The 19,588-nt window shown below is 34.8% G+C and carries 10 protein-coding genes; 4 read left to right on the top strand and 6 right to left on the bottom strand.

Going from position 1 to position 19,588, the window contains the following annotated elements:
• Window positions 1–8: 8 nt before the first annotated feature.
• A complete protein-coding gene (locus tag ABD859_RS15555) occupies window positions 9–3,026 on the bottom strand; it encodes a SusC/RagA family TonB-linked outer membrane protein (protein WP_345145503.1) in 3,018 nt (1,005 codons plus the stop codon).
• 390 nt (window positions 3,027–3,416) lie between these two features.
• Here ABD859_RS15555 and ABD859_RS15560 point away from each other — a divergent pair, with 390 nt between their 5' ends.
• The 3 genes from ABD859_RS15560 to ABD859_RS15570 all read left to right on the top strand — a co-directional run bounded on the left by ABD859_RS15560 (window position 3,417) and on the right by ABD859_RS15570 (window position 10,175).
• Window positions 3,417–7,364: a hybrid sensor histidine kinase/response regulator transcription factor gene (locus ABD859_RS15560; protein WP_345145504.1), complete on the top strand. Its 3,948-nt coding sequence runs from the start codon at window positions 3,417–3,419 to the stop codon at window positions 7,362–7,364.
• 272 nt (window positions 7,365–7,636) lie between these two features.
• The gene (locus tag ABD859_RS15565; protein WP_345145505.1) at window positions 7,637–8,356 is read left to right on the top strand and encodes a type 1 glutamine amidotransferase; all 720 of its coding nucleotides are present in this window, start codon (window positions 7,637–7,639) and stop codon (window positions 8,354–8,356) included.
• A gap of 214 nt (window positions 8,357–8,570) precedes the next feature.
• Complete coding sequence (locus ABD859_RS15570; protein WP_345145506.1) at window positions 8,571–10,175, top strand: class I SAM-dependent methyltransferase; 1,605 nt, start codon at window positions 8,571–8,573, stop codon at window positions 10,173–10,175.
• Between the two features lie 85 nt (window positions 10,176–10,260).
• Here ABD859_RS15570 and ABD859_RS15575 read toward each other — a convergent pair whose 3' ends face one another.
• Window positions 10,261–10,875 (bottom strand): DapH/DapD/GlmU-related protein, encoded by a 615-nt coding sequence (locus tag ABD859_RS15575; RefSeq protein WP_345145507.1) that lies wholly within the window; start codon window positions 10,873–10,875, stop codon window positions 10,261–10,263.
• An 18-nt stretch (window positions 10,876–10,893) separates the two neighbouring features.
• Complete coding sequence (locus ABD859_RS15580; RefSeq protein WP_345145508.1) at window positions 10,894–12,597, bottom strand: hypothetical protein; 1,704 nt, start codon at window positions 12,595–12,597, stop codon at window positions 10,894–10,896.
• Between the two features lie 239 nt (window positions 12,598–12,836).
• Between ABD859_RS15580 and ABD859_RS15585 the strand changes: the two genes are divergently transcribed.
• Window positions 12,837–13,760 (top strand): bifunctional helix-turn-helix transcriptional regulator/GNAT family N-acetyltransferase, encoded by a 924-nt coding sequence (locus ABD859_RS15585; RefSeq protein WP_345145509.1) that lies wholly within the window; start codon window positions 12,837–12,839, stop codon window positions 13,758–13,760.
• A gap of 228 nt (window positions 13,761–13,988) precedes the next feature.
• Here the strand turns inward: ABD859_RS15585 and ABD859_RS15590 are convergent, their stop codons facing one another.
• The 3 genes from ABD859_RS15590 to ABD859_RS15600 form a co-directional block, all read right to left on the bottom strand.
• Window positions 13,989–15,596 carry an arylsulfatase gene (locus ABD859_RS15590; protein ID WP_345145510.1) on the bottom strand — a complete coding sequence of 536 codons (1,608 nt, stop codon included), beginning with the start codon at window positions 15,594–15,596 and terminating at the stop codon, window positions 13,989–13,991.
• 238 nt (window positions 15,597–15,834) lie between these two features.
• Window positions 15,835–17,334 carry an aminotransferase class V-fold PLP-dependent enzyme gene (locus ABD859_RS15595; RefSeq protein ID WP_345145511.1) on the bottom strand — a complete coding sequence of 500 codons (1,500 nt, stop codon included), beginning with the start codon at window positions 17,332–17,334 and terminating at the stop codon, window positions 15,835–15,837.
• A gap of 12 nt (window positions 17,335–17,346) precedes the next feature.
• A complete protein-coding gene (locus ABD859_RS15600; RefSeq protein ID WP_345145512.1) occupies window positions 17,347–19,353 on the bottom strand; it encodes a protein-disulfide reductase DsbD family protein in 2,007 nt (668 codons plus the stop codon).
• Window positions 19,354–19,588 lie beyond the last annotated feature (235 nt).

The following is a 19,588-nucleotide window of genomic DNA, read 5'->3' on the forward strand; positions in this document are numbered from 1 at the left end:
TTTTTTAATTAAAAGCTAAACTCTACACCAAAAGAATATGTCTTAAGATTTGGGAAAGAACCGTTATCTACACCTCGTTCAAAAATTCTATTATCGCCTGTATTGCTAAACTCAGGATCTAAACCTTTGTATTTAGTAATCGTGATAATATTTTGTGCTGACAAGGTTAATCTTGCTCTTGAAATACCCGAGTTTTTAAGAACACTATCCGGCAGATTATATCCAAAACCAATGTATTTCAGTCTGATAAAATCACCGCTTTCTAAGAAACGGTCGCTGTCTCCTCTTGAGTTTAAAGTTGAACCTTTTGTAACTCTAGGAAAATCAGTATTTGGGTTTTCCGGTGTCCAGGGCTGAATACCTTTTCTGTAGTTACTGTTATCGTCAAAACGATCTACAACACTTCTAAATCCGTTATAAACAGTCGCTCCGTGAGAAGCAATCCAGTTCATAGAAAAATCAAAACCTTTGTATTCTGCTCCGGCGTTTAATCCCATTTCAAATTCCGGCCACGGACTTCCCACAACTGATTTGTCTTCGTTTGTAATTTGTCCGTCACCGTTAACATCTTTAAAACGAATATCTCCCGGAACAGCATTTGGCATAATTACTTTTCCATTTGCATTTTTGTAGTTATTAATTTCGTCCTGAGACTGGAATAATCCATCTGTCTGCAGTACATACCACATTCCCACTGGTTTTCCGCTTCGTGTCATGGTGTTTCCAATAATGTTTTCGTTTTGGCCGTTACCTAAAGAAACCAGTTTGTTGTTTACTTTTGTGAAGTTTACAGAAGCATTAAATGAAAATTCGTTGATTTTTTTGCTGTAAGCCAATTCTAATTCAAAACCTTTATTTTCTACAGTCGCAGCGTTTGAGATTGGATTTCCGCCGTCGTTACCAGTCGTTAATAAAATTGGGAAACCAAATAATACATCTTCGGTACGGGCAATGAAATAATCAGCCGTTAAACGCAGATCATTATTTAAAACTCCTAAGTCTAATCCAACGTTGGTTTGTTTTAATTTTTCCCAGCGTAATTGCGAGTTTGATAATTTTACCTGAGTTGCTGACGGATATAAATTTTGATCTTTACCTAATACAATCTGACCAAAATTGTTTACGAAACTTCTGGATTCATATTCTCTAATATTTCCAGAACCTAACTCTCCGTAACTTGCTCTTAATTTTAAATCTTTAATAAATTCTGATTTAAAGAATGATTCGTTGCTGATTCTCCATCCTGCAGAAAGCGAAGGGAAATTACCCCATTTATTGCCATCGCTGAATTTTGATGATCCGTCGCGTCTGATTACCGCATTAAATAAATAGCGATTATCATAATTGTATTCTAATCTTCCTAAATATGAAGTTAAAGCCGCTTCGTTTATAAAACCGCCTACTACCGGCGAATCTCCCTGATTTAAAACTTCATAATACTGACCTGTTCCTGAATTCATAGGAAGATTTCTTTTTGTTCCGTAAATCTGGTCGTAAGTATCTTCCTGATAGGTCTGCCCTACTAAAATAGAAATGTCATGTTTACCAAATTCTTTTTTGAAAGTCAGCGTATTTTCAAACAACATGGTTTGTGATCTTCCTTTATTTTGATCTGTCTGAGAAGGATCTATCGGTTGATTTAATGTCCAGCTTCCTTTTTTTCTCATGTATTTATACGAATCAAAACTAGTCTCGTATCCAAAATTGAAACGGTATTTTAACCACGGAACGAATTTTAATTCTGACCAGATGTTTCCTCTAATTCTGAAATTTTCATTTGTTGTGTTAGAAAAATCAGCAAGTGCCAGAGGATTTGTTCCAAAAGTATCTGCAACACCTTGTTTTCCGTAACCATAACCGCCTGGGTTAGACGGATCGTAAAGCGGAATTGTAGGCGTCATTCTATACACATCAATAATTGGGTTTCCAGACATTTCATCTGTTTTAGAATTACTGATTGCGATGTTTTCTCCAATACTGAAAATTCCTTTTGTACCGCTTGAATTTACACGGAATGAAATTCTGTCAAAATCAGTTCCCACAACCGTTCCTTCATTTCCAAAATAATTTCCTGACATAAAGAAAGACGAATTATCACTTCCACCAGAAAAACTTGCATTGTAATCCTGCATCATTCCTGTTTTAAAAACTGCATCCTGCCAGTCTGTATCGACCGCCATATTCAGGTTTTGTCTTGGAAGTCCGGCATTATCATACGCCATGTTGTTATATTTTGCAAATTCTTCGGTTCCCATTAAGTCGTAACGAGGCATAACCATAAAACTGCTTTTTGCAGAAAGTTCAACTTTAAGCGGTCCTTTTTTTCCTTTTTTAGTCGTAATAATAATGACACCATTTGCTGCTCTCGAACCGTAAATAGCTGCTGCCGATGCATCTTTTAAAACCTGAATGCTTTCGATATCATTTGGGTTAAAATCACGATTTGCAGAAGTTACCAAACCATCGATTACATATAATGGATTTGTATTTTGAAGGTTCTTTAAACCACGGATTTCCACATTGGCTTCTTGTCCCGGACGCCCGCCTCCGCGAACTTTAACTCCGGTAACTAAACCTTGTAATCCGTCGGCAATTGTAGTAACCTGACGTTTCTGGATTTCTTCTGGTTTTACTAAAGAAACTGCCCCCGTAAGGTCTTTTTTCTGTTGAGAACCATAACCTACGACTACAATTTCGTCGAGTTTCATGGCATCTTCTTCTAAAGTTACATTTATAGAAGTTTTGCTGTTAATAGCGATTTCTGTTGTTTTATAGCCCTGCGAACTAAAAACAAGTGTTTGGTTTGAAGCTGCAGCGATTTTGTACGTTCCGTCAAAATCTGTAACTGCGCCGTTTTTTGTTCCTTTAATCACAACGTTAGCAAACGGAATCGATTCTCCTGTGGCAGAAGCAACTTTTCCCGTTATGGTTATTTGCTGTTGTGCATACGATTGTTGTAATAATAAACTAAAGAAAAACAAGAGGTAGTATCTCTGCTTTAACATTTGAGTGAACTTTGTTTTCATTGATTTGTCATTTAGATAGTTTTCTTTTTTGGTTGGTGTTACATTTGTTTTTTTGCGAATTCTAGTCGTCTCTGATGCGGGCAAATAAAGAATTTATATTGCTCCCTAATAATAATGTGTTCATTTTAATTCAAAATTATTAATGGTGTATTTTTTCAAACTCACTTTTATTGATTGTATATTTTTTTGGCTTAAAAATTATCAATATCATTTATTTGAAAACTCAAAATAGGTGATTTTAATTCAAAATAAAATGCTTCATTTGTGTCAATTTCTATCTCAAATGATTCAAATTGTATAAAAAAGGTCAAATAAATAAAGGCTTGCAACATTTTGTAGAATTTTGACACGATTTGAAGAAGCCTTCGTTTTATCATAAAAAACACAACTATGCGTAAATTCTTTCTTTTTGTATTTTTTTCGATTTTTTCAATAAATATTATTCACGCGCAGGAATATTATTTTAAACATTTTCAGGTTGAAGAGGGACTTTCTAACAACACCGTTTTGACCTCTTTACAGGACGAAGATGGTTTTATGTGGTTTGGAACAAAAGATGGTTTAAACCGTTTCGACGGATATCGTTTTAAAACCTACAGAAGCAATCTCGATCCTATTCACTCGCTGGGGAGCAATTATATACAGTCGCTGCATGAATATAAAGGAACAATTTGGGTAGGAACAGATAAAGGTTTATATCAATACAATAAAAAAACCGATCAGTTTACGGTTTTAAATGAAGCTATTAACGATCGTATAAACGATATTAATCACGATAAATACGGCAATATATGGTTTGTTTCGGGAAACATTCTATATAAGTATTCGACCATTAAAAAAGAAACCAAAACTTTTAACCCAAATAAATACTTTATTGCCACTTCGATTTCACGCGATGCCAATGGCGAAATCTGGGCTTCTTCTTTAAATAAAGTATTCCGCTATTCTGAAGAAAGTCTTTCGTTTGAAAATATTCCGGTTACGCCTCCGGCCGGTTCATCTAATTTTAGAATTACGACCATTTATGCTTTGGATAAAAATAATATTGTAATTGGAACTCAGGACGACGGAGTTTTAATGTACAACATAAAAAACAAAACAACTGTAAGTCTCAATTTTTCGGGCAAAAATCCGGTTTATGTGCGCCAGTTTAAAAAGAAAGACAACTGCGAACTCTGGATTGCAAGCGAATCCGGAATTTATGTTTATAATCTCATAACCAAAACAAGCGTTAATCTTAGAAAAAATTACAACGATCCGTATGCCGTTTCAGATAATGCCGCGTATTGCATTACGATTGACAAAGAAAACGGAGTCTGGATTGGAACTTATTTTGGCGGTATAAACTATCATCAAAAACAATATACGCAGTTTAAAAAATATTTTCCGCAAAAGGGTCAAAACTCCATCAGCGGCAGCGCCGTGCGAGAAATTCATAAAGACGATCACGGCGATCTCTGGATTGGAACCGAAGATTCGGGCTTAAACCGTTTTAATCCAAAAACGCAGACTTTTACTTCGTATTTACCAAACGGAAGTAAAAACAGTGTTTCTTATTATAATATTCATGCTTTAATGCCCAGAAAAGATAAAATCTGGATTGGAACTTTTGAGCATGGTCTGGATGTTTTAGACCGAAATTCCGGAAATGTAATTAAGCATTACAGCGCCAATAATCCGTCAACGGGACTGCACAGCAATTTTATTTTTTCTTTTTATGAAACCAAAAAAGATGAATTAATTGTTATTACCACAATGGGATTGTACCGCTACAACGAGCAGAAAGATGTTTTTGACATTTTGAAAACTTTTCCAGAAACAACACATTACACGACTTATAAAGAAGACAGCGACGGAAATCTCTGGGCAGGAAGTTACCGCGACGGTTTGTTTTATTACAATCCGAAATCAGATAAAAGAGAAGTTTTTATTTATGATTATAAAAACGCAAAAGGAATAAGCAACAATTCGATCAATTATATTTTTGAAGACAGTTCGAAAAATCTTTGGTTTGCGACTGAAAACGGACTGAATTTATTCGATAAAAAAACACGAACTTTTAAAAAATTCACAACCAAAAACGGACTTCCAAGCAATGTTGTATATTCTATTTTAGAAGATAACAGCAAGAATTTATGGCTTACAACTTCAAAAGGTCTCGTGCAGTTTAGTCCAGATCATAAAGGTGTAAAAATCTATACAACGGCAAATGGTTTATTAAGCGATCAGTTTAATTATGCATCGGCATTTAAGGATGCAAACGGCGATATGTATTTTGGAAATCTAAACGGAATGATCAGCTTCAATCCAAAAAATTTCACGAAAAACAAATACACGCCTTCTATTTTTATTACCAATCTTCAGATTAATAATAAAGATATTGATGTAAACGAAAATGACTCGCCGCTTCAAAATTCAATTTCGCATATTGATGAACTTGAACTCGATAATAATCAGGCTTCGTTTAATTTAGAATTTGCTTCTTTAAATTACACCGCGCCGGAACTGACGGAATATTGGTATAAACTCGAAAATGTAAACAACGACTGGGTTTATCTGGAAAGAAATAACAAAGTATTTTTTACTGAACTCGCACCGGGCGATTATGTTTTTAAAGTAAAATCGCTGAACAGTTTTGGCGTTTGGAGCAAAGAAGTCGAATTAAAAATCAGAATCCTGCCTCCGTTTTGGGCGAGCAATTATGCGTATTTTTTCTATTTTCTGCTTATCTGCGGTTCGTTGTATTATATAATCCGCTATTCTAATAATCTGACGGAAATTAAAAATAACCGAAAAATAAAACACCTTAACGACGAAAAAGAAAAAGAAATCTATCAGGCAAAAATTGACTTTTTTACCAATGTCGCACACGAAATCAGAACGCCGCTTACACTTATAAAAGGTCCTTTGGAAAAACTTCTGGCAATGGAATATCAGTCGGCTGAGGTACCGCAGAATCTTTCGATCATGAAGAAAAATACTTCGCGATTATTAAAACTCGTAAATGAATTACTGGATTTCCGTAAATCAGAAATCGGCGGTTTGAAACTTACTTTCGTGGAAGCCAATATTTCGTCAATGGTCCGCAATTTACATTTGCGTTTCAGCCAGTTAATTGAAGAACGCGGCATTGAGTTTGAACTCGAACTGGGCGAAAAAGACATTTTTGCTTTTGTAGATAAAGAAGCGTTCAAAAAAATTCTGAGCAATTTAATGAATAACGCTATTAAATACTCAAAAGATAAGGTTTCGATAACGCTTTTTAGAGATGAAAAAAAACTGACCTTAACTGTGAAAAATGACGGAAATCTTATCCCATTTCATTTAAAAGATAAGATATTCGAACCGTTTTTCAGGGTTGATAATAATGATACGACTTCGGGAACCGGAATCGGGCTTTCGCTGGCGTATTCGCTGGCACAATTGCATAATGGAAACCTGCAATTAGTGCCGGATGTAAAAATGAATATTTTCGAACTTATTGTACCGCTTCGTCAGGAAGAAGAATTTATGTTTTACAACGAACCTGAAAAAGAAGAAATCGAAACCGAAACGATTGCTTCTATTGAAAATAAAGATGAAAAAACGCAGGTTTTGGTTGTAGAAGACAATGAAGATTTACTGCATTTTATTACCACCGAACTTTCTTCACATTACACCATTTTTAAGGCAGATAACGGCGAAAATGCTTTAAAAATTATTCATAACGAAAATATCCAGCTTGTAATAAGCGATGTTTCGATGCCGGTTATGGACGGAATCACGTTGTGTAAAGAAATCAAAACGAATCTCGAAACGAGTCATATTCCGGTGATTCTGCTTACAGCCAAAAACTCGCTGAAATCGCAGATCGACGGTCTTGAAGTAGGTGCCGATGCCTATATCGCAAAACCTTTTTCAATGGATTATTTAAAAGTTCAGGCGAATAATTTGATCGAGAACCGAAAACAGATTATGAATTATTATGCGAGTTCGCCGCTTTCGCATATTAAAAGCATTGCCCATAATAAAACCGACGAAAAATTCCTGAAAAAATTAGACGAAGAAATCCTGAAAAATATAACCGATCCGGATTTAAGCGTAGAATCGCTCGCCGAAATTATGAACATGAGCCGTTCGACTTTGTACCGAAAAATTAAAGATATTTCGAATTTAAGTCCGAATGAACTCATAAATATTGTACGTCTAAAACGTGCCGCCGAACTGCTTCTCAATGAAAATTACAAAATGTATGAAATCGCAGAAATGGTGGGTTACAAATCGCAGACGAGTTTTGGACGTAATTTTCAGAAACATTTTACAATGACGCCTTCTGAATACATTGCGATGAACAGGTAATATTCGGTTTACAGTCGCAGTTTTCAGTTTTCAGTCACGTGGATGTTTGTTGTAAAATGGTAAAAAAAACACAAAGAATATCTGTAGAGGCGCACTGCAGTGCGTCTACACAACGAATGTCGATAACGAATATGCTTTGCGCATAAGACGCACTGCAGTGCGTCTCTACAAAACAAAAATGGGCAAAAATGTTTGCTGGTATATCTACAAAATAAAAAAGTGGACTATTCAAAAATCTCTAATTAAATTAAATTTGCAGTAAACTTTAGACGATGAACATACATTTCATACAGCACGAAACATTTGAAGCTCCGGGAGCATATCTAAACTGGGCCAAAGACAGAAATTATACAATATCATTTTCTAAAGTTTACCAAAACGATCCGCTTCCGGATTCGGCAGATTTTATAGATCTGCTGATTGTTATGGGCGGACCGCAGAGCCCGGATACAACACTCGAAGAATGCCCTCATTTTAATGCTGATGCCGAAATGGCTTTAATTCAAAAATGTATTTCTGCAAAAAAAGCAGTTGTAGGTGTATGTTTGGGTTCGCAGTTAATTGGCCAGGCACTTGGCGCAAAATTTAATCACAGTCCAGAAAAAGAAATTGGTGTTTTTCCAATTACATTAACGGAAGAAGGCAAAAAAGATGAAAAAATAAATCATTTTGGTTCTCTTTTAAATGTGGGACACTGGCACAACGATATGCCGGGACTGACTCCGGAAAGTAAAGTTTTAGCTTTTAGCGAAGGCTGTCCAGCTCAGATTGTTTCGTATTCTAATCTTGTATACGGTTTTCAATGTCACATGGAATTAACAACAGAAGTCGTTTCGCTTCTAATTGAAAGTGAAGATGATTTGGTTTCAAAAAGCAAAAAATACAAGTTTGTCCAAAACCCTGAAACGATTCTTTCTTATGATTTCAGCGAAATGAATACGAAACTTTTTGAGTTTCTGGATAAGCTTGTTTCTGCATATAAAGCATTGTAAAAAAAGTTGTGTAGACGCACAGCAGTGCGTCTCTACGGTAAAAAATGTGCTAATTAAAAATCGATTTCAACACAAAATATATCGTATAAAAGCACTGCTGTGCGTCTTCTGCTCAATTTTTTAAAACCAAACCCTAAAACGAAATCTGCCAAAAATGACATGTGTTAAGTAAGAAAAAATTCATTATTTTTAAACTAACCTTCATTTTTGTACTATGACCGATAAATCACAGCTTTTAAGTTCTATTTTCAGGCATTTGGACGGTTTAGTTACTGCTCCGGTCGCAATTGCATTTAAAAACAAATCTGTTTTAGATTTTATTTTAAATAAGGGAAAAACCAATTTATCTGAACTTACTACAGTTTTTAATGCCAATGAAGGCTATCTCAATGTCGGTTTAAGAGTTTTGGCTTCTCAGGGTTTTCTGGATTATGAAGTCGATAACAAAACACAGGAAATTACGATTTCTGTAAACGAAAAAACTAAAACAGCTTTTTCTCTGTTTCATTTTTATGAAGATGTTACGGCACTGCTTCAATTGTCCATTCAATATCATCCGAGATTGTTTGAAGATGTGCCTTTTGAAAAACTGAATGTCATTTTTGAAAAATATAAAACGAGATACGGAATTGAACCTTCTGCCGATCCTTTAACAAACAGTATTCAGCAGCAGATTTTAAAACATATTGAAGGTTATTTAATCGGTCCGACAATTGTGCGTCTGGCGATGAACGGCATGTTTCATAAATACTTTATGGAAACTTCTTTCAGACCCGAAGAATTTCATAAATCACCGGAAAATTTCAAAAAAATATTAGACTTTTTTGTACATCTGGGCTGGTTTCTCGAAAAAAACGGCAATTATCAATTTACAGAATCGGGTTTGTTTTTTGCTAAAAGAGCCAGCGCTTACGGCGTTACAGTTTCTTATCTGCCCACATTTGCCAAAATTGAAGAACTGATTTTTGGCAATCCGAATGTACTGCAAACCGCCGAAGGTGAAAATGAAATTCATGTTGACCGCGAAATGAACGTTTGGGGAAGCGGAGGCGCTCACGATACGTATTTTAAAGTCGTCGATGAAATTCTTATTAAACTTTTTAATCTTCCTATTGAAGAACAGCCCAAAGGAATTCTGGATATGGGATGCGGAAACGGTGCTTTCCTGCAGCATATTTTTGAAGTTATCGACAGGCAGACTTTACGCGGCAAAATGCTCGATGAATATCCGTTATTTCTCGTTGGCGCTGATTATAACCAAACGGCTTTAAAAGTTACAAGAGCCAATCTTATAAAAGCCGATATTTGGGCAAAAGTAATCTGGGGTGATATTGGACGTCCGGATTTATTGGCAAATGATCTAAAAGAAAACTATAATATCGATTTAAAAGACCTTTTAAATGTAAGGACTTTTCTGGATCATAACAGAATCTGGCAGGAACCTAAATACATAAATGCAAGCAGAGTCAGCAGTTCGACAGGTGCATTTGCTTACAAAGGAAAAAGAATCAGCAACAATCTTGTTGAAGACAATCTTTTGGAACATTTACAAAAATGGTCGCCTTATGTGCGTAAATTCGGCTTGCTTTTAATTGAGCTTCATACCATAAATCCAAAACTTACGGATCAAAATTTAGGTAAAACTCCCGCTACAGCTTATGATGCTACTCACGGATTTTCTGACCAGTATATTGTAGAAATTGATGTTTTTAATACCATTGCTGCAGAAGCAGGATTATTTCCGGATAAAGCTGTTTTTAAACGTTTTCCAGATGCTGATACTGCAACAGTAAGTATTAATTTATTGAAGGGAAAATAAGTTTGTATACTTTACGCAGACGCACAGCTGTGCGTCTCTACGAATACACTTTGTATGGAATATTATTTGGACTGTTCGCTCTATCTTATTTTTCAGGCAATTGCTCAATTAATTGTAAACGTTTTACAATGGTGTTTTTTTCCAAAATTGTACCCGGAGATAAAACAGCATTGGCGCCTACTCTGGAATTATCTCCCAATAATGACCCAAATTTATCTGAATGTGTATTGATGATATTGTCTTTATAAACAACAGAAATGTTTTTAATTTTTCGCTCGTTATAATGATTCGCACATATTGAACCTGCTTCAAAATTAATATTCTGACCAATGAGGCTGTTTCCAATATAATTAAAATGTGCCACTGTTGTATTATCAGAAATAAAAGCTTGTTTAATTTCAGATCCTGGACCAATTTTTACTGATTTTCCCAACAAAATTGGACCTCTTAAATACGCATGCGCGCCAATATAAACGTTTTCTGAAATAATAATTGTTCCTTTTAAGATTACGCCTTGTTCAATAACAGCCGTTTTATGAATGGCAGTGTTTCCTTCAATTTTATAATCAGATGAAAGCTGTTTTATTTTATTTAATAGTATCGTATCGAGATCATTAACAATATTCCACGGTTCTGTATTCGAAATATTATCCGGAAAATAACAGTCAAAGTTCTCTATAAATTCGATCGTTTTTATCATGATGTAAGTTGTGCTTTTTTAGTATTTATCATAAAACTCCCAATCGTCTGTAAGTTTCATGACGAAATTATAATTATCTCTATAGTCCTTTTCTACTGCTTTTGGATCTTTAGAGTCATTCGCTTCAACTACAAAATTACCATAATCCATAATAAAACCATTAGGATTATTGAATTTGAAACTTATTTTTCTAATCTCTACGCTGTTATTTTGTGAACATGATTTTGAACTGTATAAATTGCCTTTATAAATGCGAAAACAGGATCCATAACCAATTGTATTATTAAAGTTCCTTTTTTGATCGTATTCCAAATTATCACCGCTTTTATCCAAAAGTTCGTTTAAAGCTTTCAAATTTTCTGGTGTTTTTTGTATCGCATGCAGAATTAAAACATTAAAATCAGGAAACGATATTATAGCTGTATCTTTTACTACAAGACAGCCTATTTTTTCTTCAGAAGGAAAACCTTCTTTTTTTAGCAGATCAATTAGTTTTCCTGTTACTCTTTCTGTTGTTTCGTATAATACTTTGGCACTTTTTCGGTTTTCCAGACCATAATCGGCCTGGTCTTCATTGAGCAGATTATCTAATTCTTTTTTTAAGGGAAGATTCCATTTTGCTTTTGCTTCTTTAGCAATTGAATCATATTTAATACTGAAGTTTTTCCAATCCGGATTTTTTCTCAGTCCATTAAAAATCTTAGCATTAAAATACGGAAGATCGATGCCTTTATAAGCCAGTTTTTCGCCCCACAAAAAAGCGGCTTTTACATCTCTTGACAAAACAGCACAGCGAACAGCATTATGAATATCTCTTGCAAAAAGAACAGGGTAATTTTGAGCTAAAACATTGTATTCTTCTTTTGCTTTGGCAAACTGCCTGCTCAGAATATAATTTTCAGCATTTTTAGTGTAAGTATAATATGTTATTTCATTTTTTTCTGCGACTTCTTTTTTAATGTCTGTAATTAGTTTATTAGCTGTAATTAAAGGAATGCAGTCGTAATTTTCTCTGCGTATTATTTTATTTCCTTTATTCTTTTCAGAATCATAAATCATGGTTCCTATGTCGAATATTTCCGAATAACTTGAACCAAAGGTAAGTAACGTGTTTTTAGAAACTTTTCCGCTTATTTTAAAGGGCTGTTTTTCTCCTTTTAAAATTTTAGAATACGCATACTTTTTAAAATAAAACGCCGGAAAAGTATCCAAAACAGTAAATTCAGTCGCTTCTTTGTTTTTAAATCTTACATCTACAGAATCTTTATTAAAAATTTTGCCCAGATAACAAACTTTTGCTGTATCTGTTTTTTGACCTAAAAAGATGTCTATATAACTTTTTTCTTTTTTTCTCTTTATCATCACATTTACTCCCCAATCGTCATTTCCGGTTACAAAACCCTCAATATCAGCGATACTGTCTTTTAAATTATAGGTGCACTTTGTAATCTCTACTTTTAAAAAGCACATAGAAAGATGTTCAACAAAGTGAAAATTTTTAAAGGTTTTACTTCGAAAAGTTACGCCGTAATTAACAATTCCTTTATATTTTCTGGCATCTACAAAATAGGATGTTTTTAAAGTATCTTTTGATGGAGAAAACCAATTCTTTCGATCCTTATCCCAAAAACTGTATACTTCATTAAATACTTTATTTTTTTCGAAATCAGTTTGGGTGTACGTTTTAAAATTTGTTGTTTTTTGTCCAAATGAGATATTCATAAAGACAAGATTTATTAAAATAAATAGTGATTGAGTAATTTTTCGGTTCAAAATAGAAAGGTTAGGTTTAGCTGGTTTCAATAATTTAGTTTTTCAGATAACTTTTAGATTTTTTTCTAAATATAGGAATTTTCATCTTCCCTATTCGTTTTGCAAAAGTTTTAGAATAAATTTTTAAATTAGTTGACAAAAGCAACTAATTTTATATATTTGTATCTGCAATACAATTTTAAATAATTATGAATACCACAACTTCAAAAATCAGGAGTTTTAACAGATTCTACACAGCACATTTAGATATTTTAAGCCAGCATTATTTAGACAGTGAATATTCTTTAACCGAAATACGAATTCTTTATGAAATAAGCGAAGGCAAACTGATAACGGCACAGAAAATCACCGAAATTTTAAATCTTGACAAAGGATATTTAAGCCGGATTTTAAAACGTTTTTTAAAGGAAAATTTAATTGTAAAAGTTGCTTCGGCAGAAGATAAACGTGCTTTTGATATTAAACTGAGTGATACAGGAAATGAGCTTCTTTCTGTTTTAAATACCAAATCTGAAAATAAAATTGAAGGTAAGATTGAAAAACTAAATTCTTCTGAAAAAGAGATTTTGGTTAGTTCGATGCATACTGTAAGAAACCTGCTGACGGAAAATAAAATAGCCCGAAAAGATATAACCTACCGACATGAAATTACGCCGGGAGATGTGGGCTATATCATTCATCTGCATGGAACGATTTATGGAAAAGAATATAATTTTTCGACTGATTTTGAAAAGTATGTTATCAAGACTTTTTATGATTTCTTAGAAAAATATTCTCCCGAAAATGACCGTATCTGGATGGCGGAATACAATAATAAAATTGTAGGCTGTGTGGCGATTGTGCATCAGTCAAATGAAGAAGCGCAGCTGCGATGGTTTCTTCTGGATCCTGCTTTTAGGGGTCTTGGAATTGGTAAAAGATTATTAACCGATGCTGTTCATTTTTGCAGAGAAAAGAAATTTAAAAATGTGTTTCTGCTTACCACAAATTTACAGGAAAAGGCACTTCAAATGTATAAAATGGCCGGATTTGAACTTACTCAATCTGAAGAAGTTCAGGAATGGGGAAAAACGTTTAATGAGGAACGTTATGATCTTAAAATCAGCTATTAATGAGATTTTGATTCGTGATTATTGGAACTCATACGCACTAATTTCTAAAAACAATTCAAATTTGGATTTTACAACATTGCAGATTTATCATTATAAACAATTACAAAAAAAGCCATTAGAAAATACTAATGGCTTTAACTTGTTTCATCTTTTTTCTAAAGCTTATTACTATTACTCCCAAATGGTTTGAGCTTCAAATAAAAACCTTGAGAATTCATTATTCTATTTCTAATCTACGCTTAAAGGAGGAAGTGTTGATTTTTTTTCACTCATCATTTTTTTCACCTGCTCAATTGTTCTGTATTGTTGAATTTGCATTTCTCCAGTAAAAGTTTCACTCTGAGGTGCTCTTGGAGGTATTTTAGCATAGGTTTTCATTAAATCTGCAATAGCTTGATTAAAGATAATTGCCGTCCATGTTTTTTCTGTCCAGCTGTTCATGAAAAGATCATAACGTTCCTGCGGATCCTGCCACAAATTATAAATAGCGGGAACTGTTGCTACATAAGTTTCGTCTCCTCTCCAACCCAATTGCTGACCCGGCGCATCACTTCCTGCAATAGCACCATTATCTCCGCGGGTATTAAATACAGCTTTAAATTTTCCTATACGCACAGCTCCTGGTGATAGTTCTGCTTCTGTAAAATAAAACCATCTGTCACGAAGTGGTTTATCTTTTTTAAATAATACATTCGACATGTCATAGCTGTCAAAAACCATATCTACACCAGCTCGGTCTTTTTTAGGAAGTTCAACACCAGCAAGACTGGCAAATGTTGCCATAAGATCAAGTCCGCCTACAATATCATGGCTTTCGCTGCCAGCTTCAATTTGTCCCGGCCACCAGGCAATTGCAGGTACACGGCTTCCTCCTTCTCTGTCTGTTCCTTTGGTACCTCTAAAAGGTGTATAGCCAGAATCTGGATGAACATCCTGCCAGGCTCCATTATCAACGGTATAAATCACAATAGTGTTATCGCTGATTCCCAAAGAACGAATTTTATCCATAATACGACCTACATTATAGTCCATTTCGACTACAGCATCAGAGTATTTGCTCTTTCCCGGAGATCTGTTTACAAACTGTTTGGACGGCAGATTAGGCTGGTGATTTTTTGCAAAGTTAATACACATAAAAAACGGATCTTTGCTTTTACCATATTCATCAAGCTGTTTAAGGTTGTTTTCTACCATCATCATATCCAGCTCAGCAATATTTTCTTCTGTAACTTTGCTTATTTCACGTGCTTTTCCTCCTGCTTCACCTTCAAGAACTCCAATAGTTGCTTTTTGAAGAAAAGTCAGCATTTCTGCCGGCATCTCAGGATTCCATGATGGAAAACAATACGTGTAAGCATTTAAGTGATACAAAACCACATTTTGCATTTTATCAAAACCATGAGCAATCGGCATAGCATAATCGGCTTCTCCTAAGTGCCATTTTCCGGAAAAATAGGTTTTGTAATTGCCTTTCTTAAGTACCGAAGCCAATGTCCATTCTTCTTTTGGTAATCCGCCGCCTTGTCCTTGAAAAGCTACTGTAGTCATACCGCTTCGGTTTGGAATACGCCCTGTAAGCATTGCAGCTCTTCCTGGTGTACAACTGGGCTGTCCGTAGAAATCCCAAAACTGCATTCCTTCTTTGGCCATTTTATCCAGATTTGGAGTCGGCATTCCTCTTCCTACACCACCTCCATAAACCCCTAAATCTCCCCAGCCGGTATCATCAGAAATTAACATAATGATATTGGGCTTTTTCTTAGTTTGTGCATTTAAAAATGAAAATGATAAAAACAACAAACTAAATACTATTGCTAAAAAGTTTTTTTTGTTCATAATCTTAGGTTTAAATTTTTATTGTTTGTACGAGTTTTGATTCTGTAATTGATTAAGTAGATTTTACAGAATTAGGTCAAACTTAAAAATTAAAACACCTCATTTTTAAACATTTACGTTTCAAAATGTAAAATGAAACCTTTTTAATTCAAGATAAATGAATAAACACCTGCTGTTTAAATAGAAAAGCCTTTAAATATTTCTATTTAAAGGCTTTTGAAAATAAAACTTTTCCTTATTACAATGTAAACCATTCTTTTACATCTTCTTCAATCGTTTCTTTTATTAAAAGATTATCAAACTCATTTGAAATTGGATTGTATTGATACGCCTTCTGCCATTGTTCAATATTTAGAACAATTTCTTTAACAGCATTACAAATACTTAAAAGTTCGTTATTTGTCATGGTTGGATGAAGTGAAACCCTTACCCAGCCCGGTTTTTCGGTTAGGTTTTTCTGAAGAATTCCGTTTGTGATTTTATTTGATTTTTCTTCATTAATATCAAGCAGAAAATGCGCATATGTACTGGCACACGACCAGCCGCCGCGAACCTGAATACCAAAACGGTCATTTAATAATCGAACCAAAAGATTGTAGTGAATATTTTCTACAGTAAAAGAAACACAGCCAATTCTTTCGGTTTCCAAATCGCCTAAAATGGTTAAACCTTCAATTTTTTGCAATTCAGAAAAACACAGATTTAATAATTCTGTTTCGCGGTTTTTCATGTTTTCTGTGCCCATTTTGTCTTTGAGCTGTAAACATAAAGCGGTTCTCATAACCTGCAGAAATCCCGGAGTTCCGCCGTCTTCTTTTACTTCAATGGCATCGCTGTAATGATAACCGCCCCACGGATTGGTGCATTTTACATTTCCTCCGCCCGGATTATCGGGAAAATTAGATTTATACAGCTTTTCATTAAAAACCAAAATACCGCAGGTTCCGGGTCCGCCCAAAAATTTATGAGGTGAAAAGAAAATTGCATCTAGTTGTTCTTCCGGATTTTTAGGATGCATATCGATTTTAACATACGGTGCCGAAGCGGCAAAATCAACAAAACAATAACCGCCGTTTTGGTGCATTATTTTCGCTAGTTCATGATAAGGCGTAATAATTCCGGTTACGTTAGAACAAGCCGTAAAAGAGCCTATTTTTAACCTTCTATTCGAGTATTTTTTTAATTCTTCTGAAAGTATTTTCGGGTCAACCAGATTATTTTTTCCGCAGGGTAAAACCACAACATCGGCAATAGTTTCGTACCACGGAACCTGATTGGAATGATGTTCCATATGTGTGATAAAAACCACAGGTCTTTCGTCGTCTAAATTCAATTTTATGTTGTAAATATTATCTTCAGAACGCAGTCCCATAATGCGCTGCAGTTTGTTTAAAGCAGCTGTCATGCCGCTTCCAGTTGCCACGAGACAATCTGTTTCAGAAGCGTTTACATGATCTTTAATAAGCTTTCTCGCGTATTGATAAGCATAGGTTGACGCTTTTCCTGTCTGGCTTGAAAAAGAATGTGTATTGGCAATCATAGGACCAATTTTTCGAAGCATAATATCTTCAATAGGAAAATACAATCTTCCGCTGGCAATCCAGTCGGCGTATAACAGGTTTTGAGTTCCGTAAATCGATTCGAAACTGTGATTTACGCCAATTGTATTTTCTCTAAATTCTGAAAAATAGTTTTCTAACGCGCTTGTTTTTAAAGTAACTTCCATTTCATTTATCATTTAAAAAACATTTTACTTTTTAAAGTTTTTAATACCGCTTTGCAGCCAGTTATAATATTCTTCGATATTTGGATTATAAGCTGATGGTTCCGCTAAACTTGCATTTTTGTGATCTACAATTACATAAAACGGCTGTGCATTTGCTTTGTAAGTTTTAATCTGTAAATCGCTCCATTTGTTTCCAATGGTTTTGATTTTTTTTCCAGTCGTTTCAGAAACATACTGCTCGCTTTCCGGCAGTTCTTTTTTATCGTCTACATACAACGAAATTAAAACGACATCATTATTTAAAACGCCTAAAACTTTAGAATCTGACCAAACCAATTCTTCCATTTTTCTGCAGTTTACACAGGCGTATCCTGTAAAATCCAATAAAACCGGTTTTCCTGCTTTTTTAGCATATTCCATTCCTTTGTTGTAATCATGGAAAGTGATAATGTTCTGCGGACCGTGTTCTGCGCCTTCCGGCAGATTTGATTTAGAACTTTCACCAGAGATTTTAGAACCGCCCAATCCGTCAGGAGATTCGCTGTAATGCATTGGCGGCGGGAATCCGCTGATTAATTTTAATGGAGCGCCCCAAAGTCCGGGAATTAAATAAATGGTAAAAGTTAAAACAAGCAGTCCTAAACTTAATCTTCCTACCGAAATATGGTTTAACGGCGAATCGTGCGGCAGTGTAATTTTTCCGAATAAATAAAAAGCCAGCATTCCGAAAACGGCAATCCAAATGGCTAAAAAGATTTCTCTTTCTAACCAATGTAACTGTAATACTAAATCAGCATTTGATAAAAATTTGAAAGCCAAAGCCAGTTCCAGAAATCCTAAAACTACTTTTACGGTATTCAGCCATCCGCCAGATTTTGGAAGTGCGTTTAACCAGCCCGGAAAAGCAGCAAATAATGAAAATGGAAGTGCGATTGCAATCGAAAATCCCAGCATTCCCACAATTGGCGCGATGCCGCCTTTTGAAGCTGCTTCAACCAAAAGTGTTCCTACGATTGGTCCTGTGCATGAAAAAGAGACAATAGCTAAAGCCAAAGCCATAAAGAAAATTCCAATAAGTCCGCCTCTATCGGCCTGAGAATCTACTTTATTGGCTAAAGAACTTGGAAGAACAATTTCGAAAGCACCCAAAAATGAACACGCAAAAACGACAAGTAAAATAAAGAATATTAAATTAAACCAAACGTTTGTTGAAAGTGCGTTTAACGAATCGGCACCAAAAACGGCGGTTACAATCGAGCCTAATAAAACGTAAATAATTACGATTGAAATTCCGTAAATCATGGCGTTTCTAATTCCTGCCACTTTGGTTTTACTTTGTTTTGTAAAATAACTTACAGTCATAGGAATCATTGGGAAAACGCATGGCGTAAGCAAAGCCGCAAAACCTGATAAAAAGGCAATTATAAAAATGCTTAACAAACCTCTTGATTCGGTTTTCTTGTTTGACGCTGCTTCTGTTTTTGGTGTTGTTTCTTTGGTTTCAACAACTGATTTTTGTTCTGCAATTGAAGAATCTTTTTTTACGATTGGAGTTTCTTCGGCAGCTGCCAATTTCTTTTCACTTGAAATTTTAAAGGTCAGTTCTTCAGTAGAAGGCGGTAAACAGTTACTGTCGTCGCAGACCATAAAATCGACATCTGCTGAAACATTCGAAATATTATCTGAAGTAAATTTGATTTTTTGGGTAAAAACGGCTTTATCTTCAAAATATTTAATTTTCATGTCGAAGATTTTATCGACAGTTTCGTGCCCTTTTCCTTCAGTTGTTTTTCCAATTAATTCGAAGTTTTTCTTGTCGGTTTTAAATCGGAATGCTGTTGGCGAAGGACCGCCTTCTTCGATATATTGTCCGTATAAATGCCAGCCGGATTGTATTACGGCCTGTGCTTTTAAGATATATTCTTTATCTGATATTTTTTCTACAGATGCCGACCATTTTACAGGATTGTACATTTGTGCGGACATAGATGCGGAAATCAATAACAGAAATGCAATTATGGTGTTTTTCATTGTTTTTTGATTTGATTGTTTGAAAAAAAGAGCTGTCGGCAAAAACAGCTCTTTTGGGTCTTTCAAAGAAAATGGCTTACTAATTCAGATTCTAATTAAAAATGATGAAAGACTACTATTAAAATTTATTTTTAGTATTGAGTGTTCAGTTTTTAGTGTTCAGTCGTGGTTACTTTGTCAAAGTTTGAAACTTTAACAAAGTTGAACTGCCCAATCTAATCTGATCACTAAAAAC

Origin of the sequence: Flavobacterium ginsengiterrae, assembly GCF_039539785.1 — a bacterium.
Classification (GTDB): domain Bacteria; phylum Bacteroidota; class Bacteroidia; order Flavobacteriales; family Flavobacteriaceae; genus Flavobacterium; species Flavobacterium ginsengiterrae.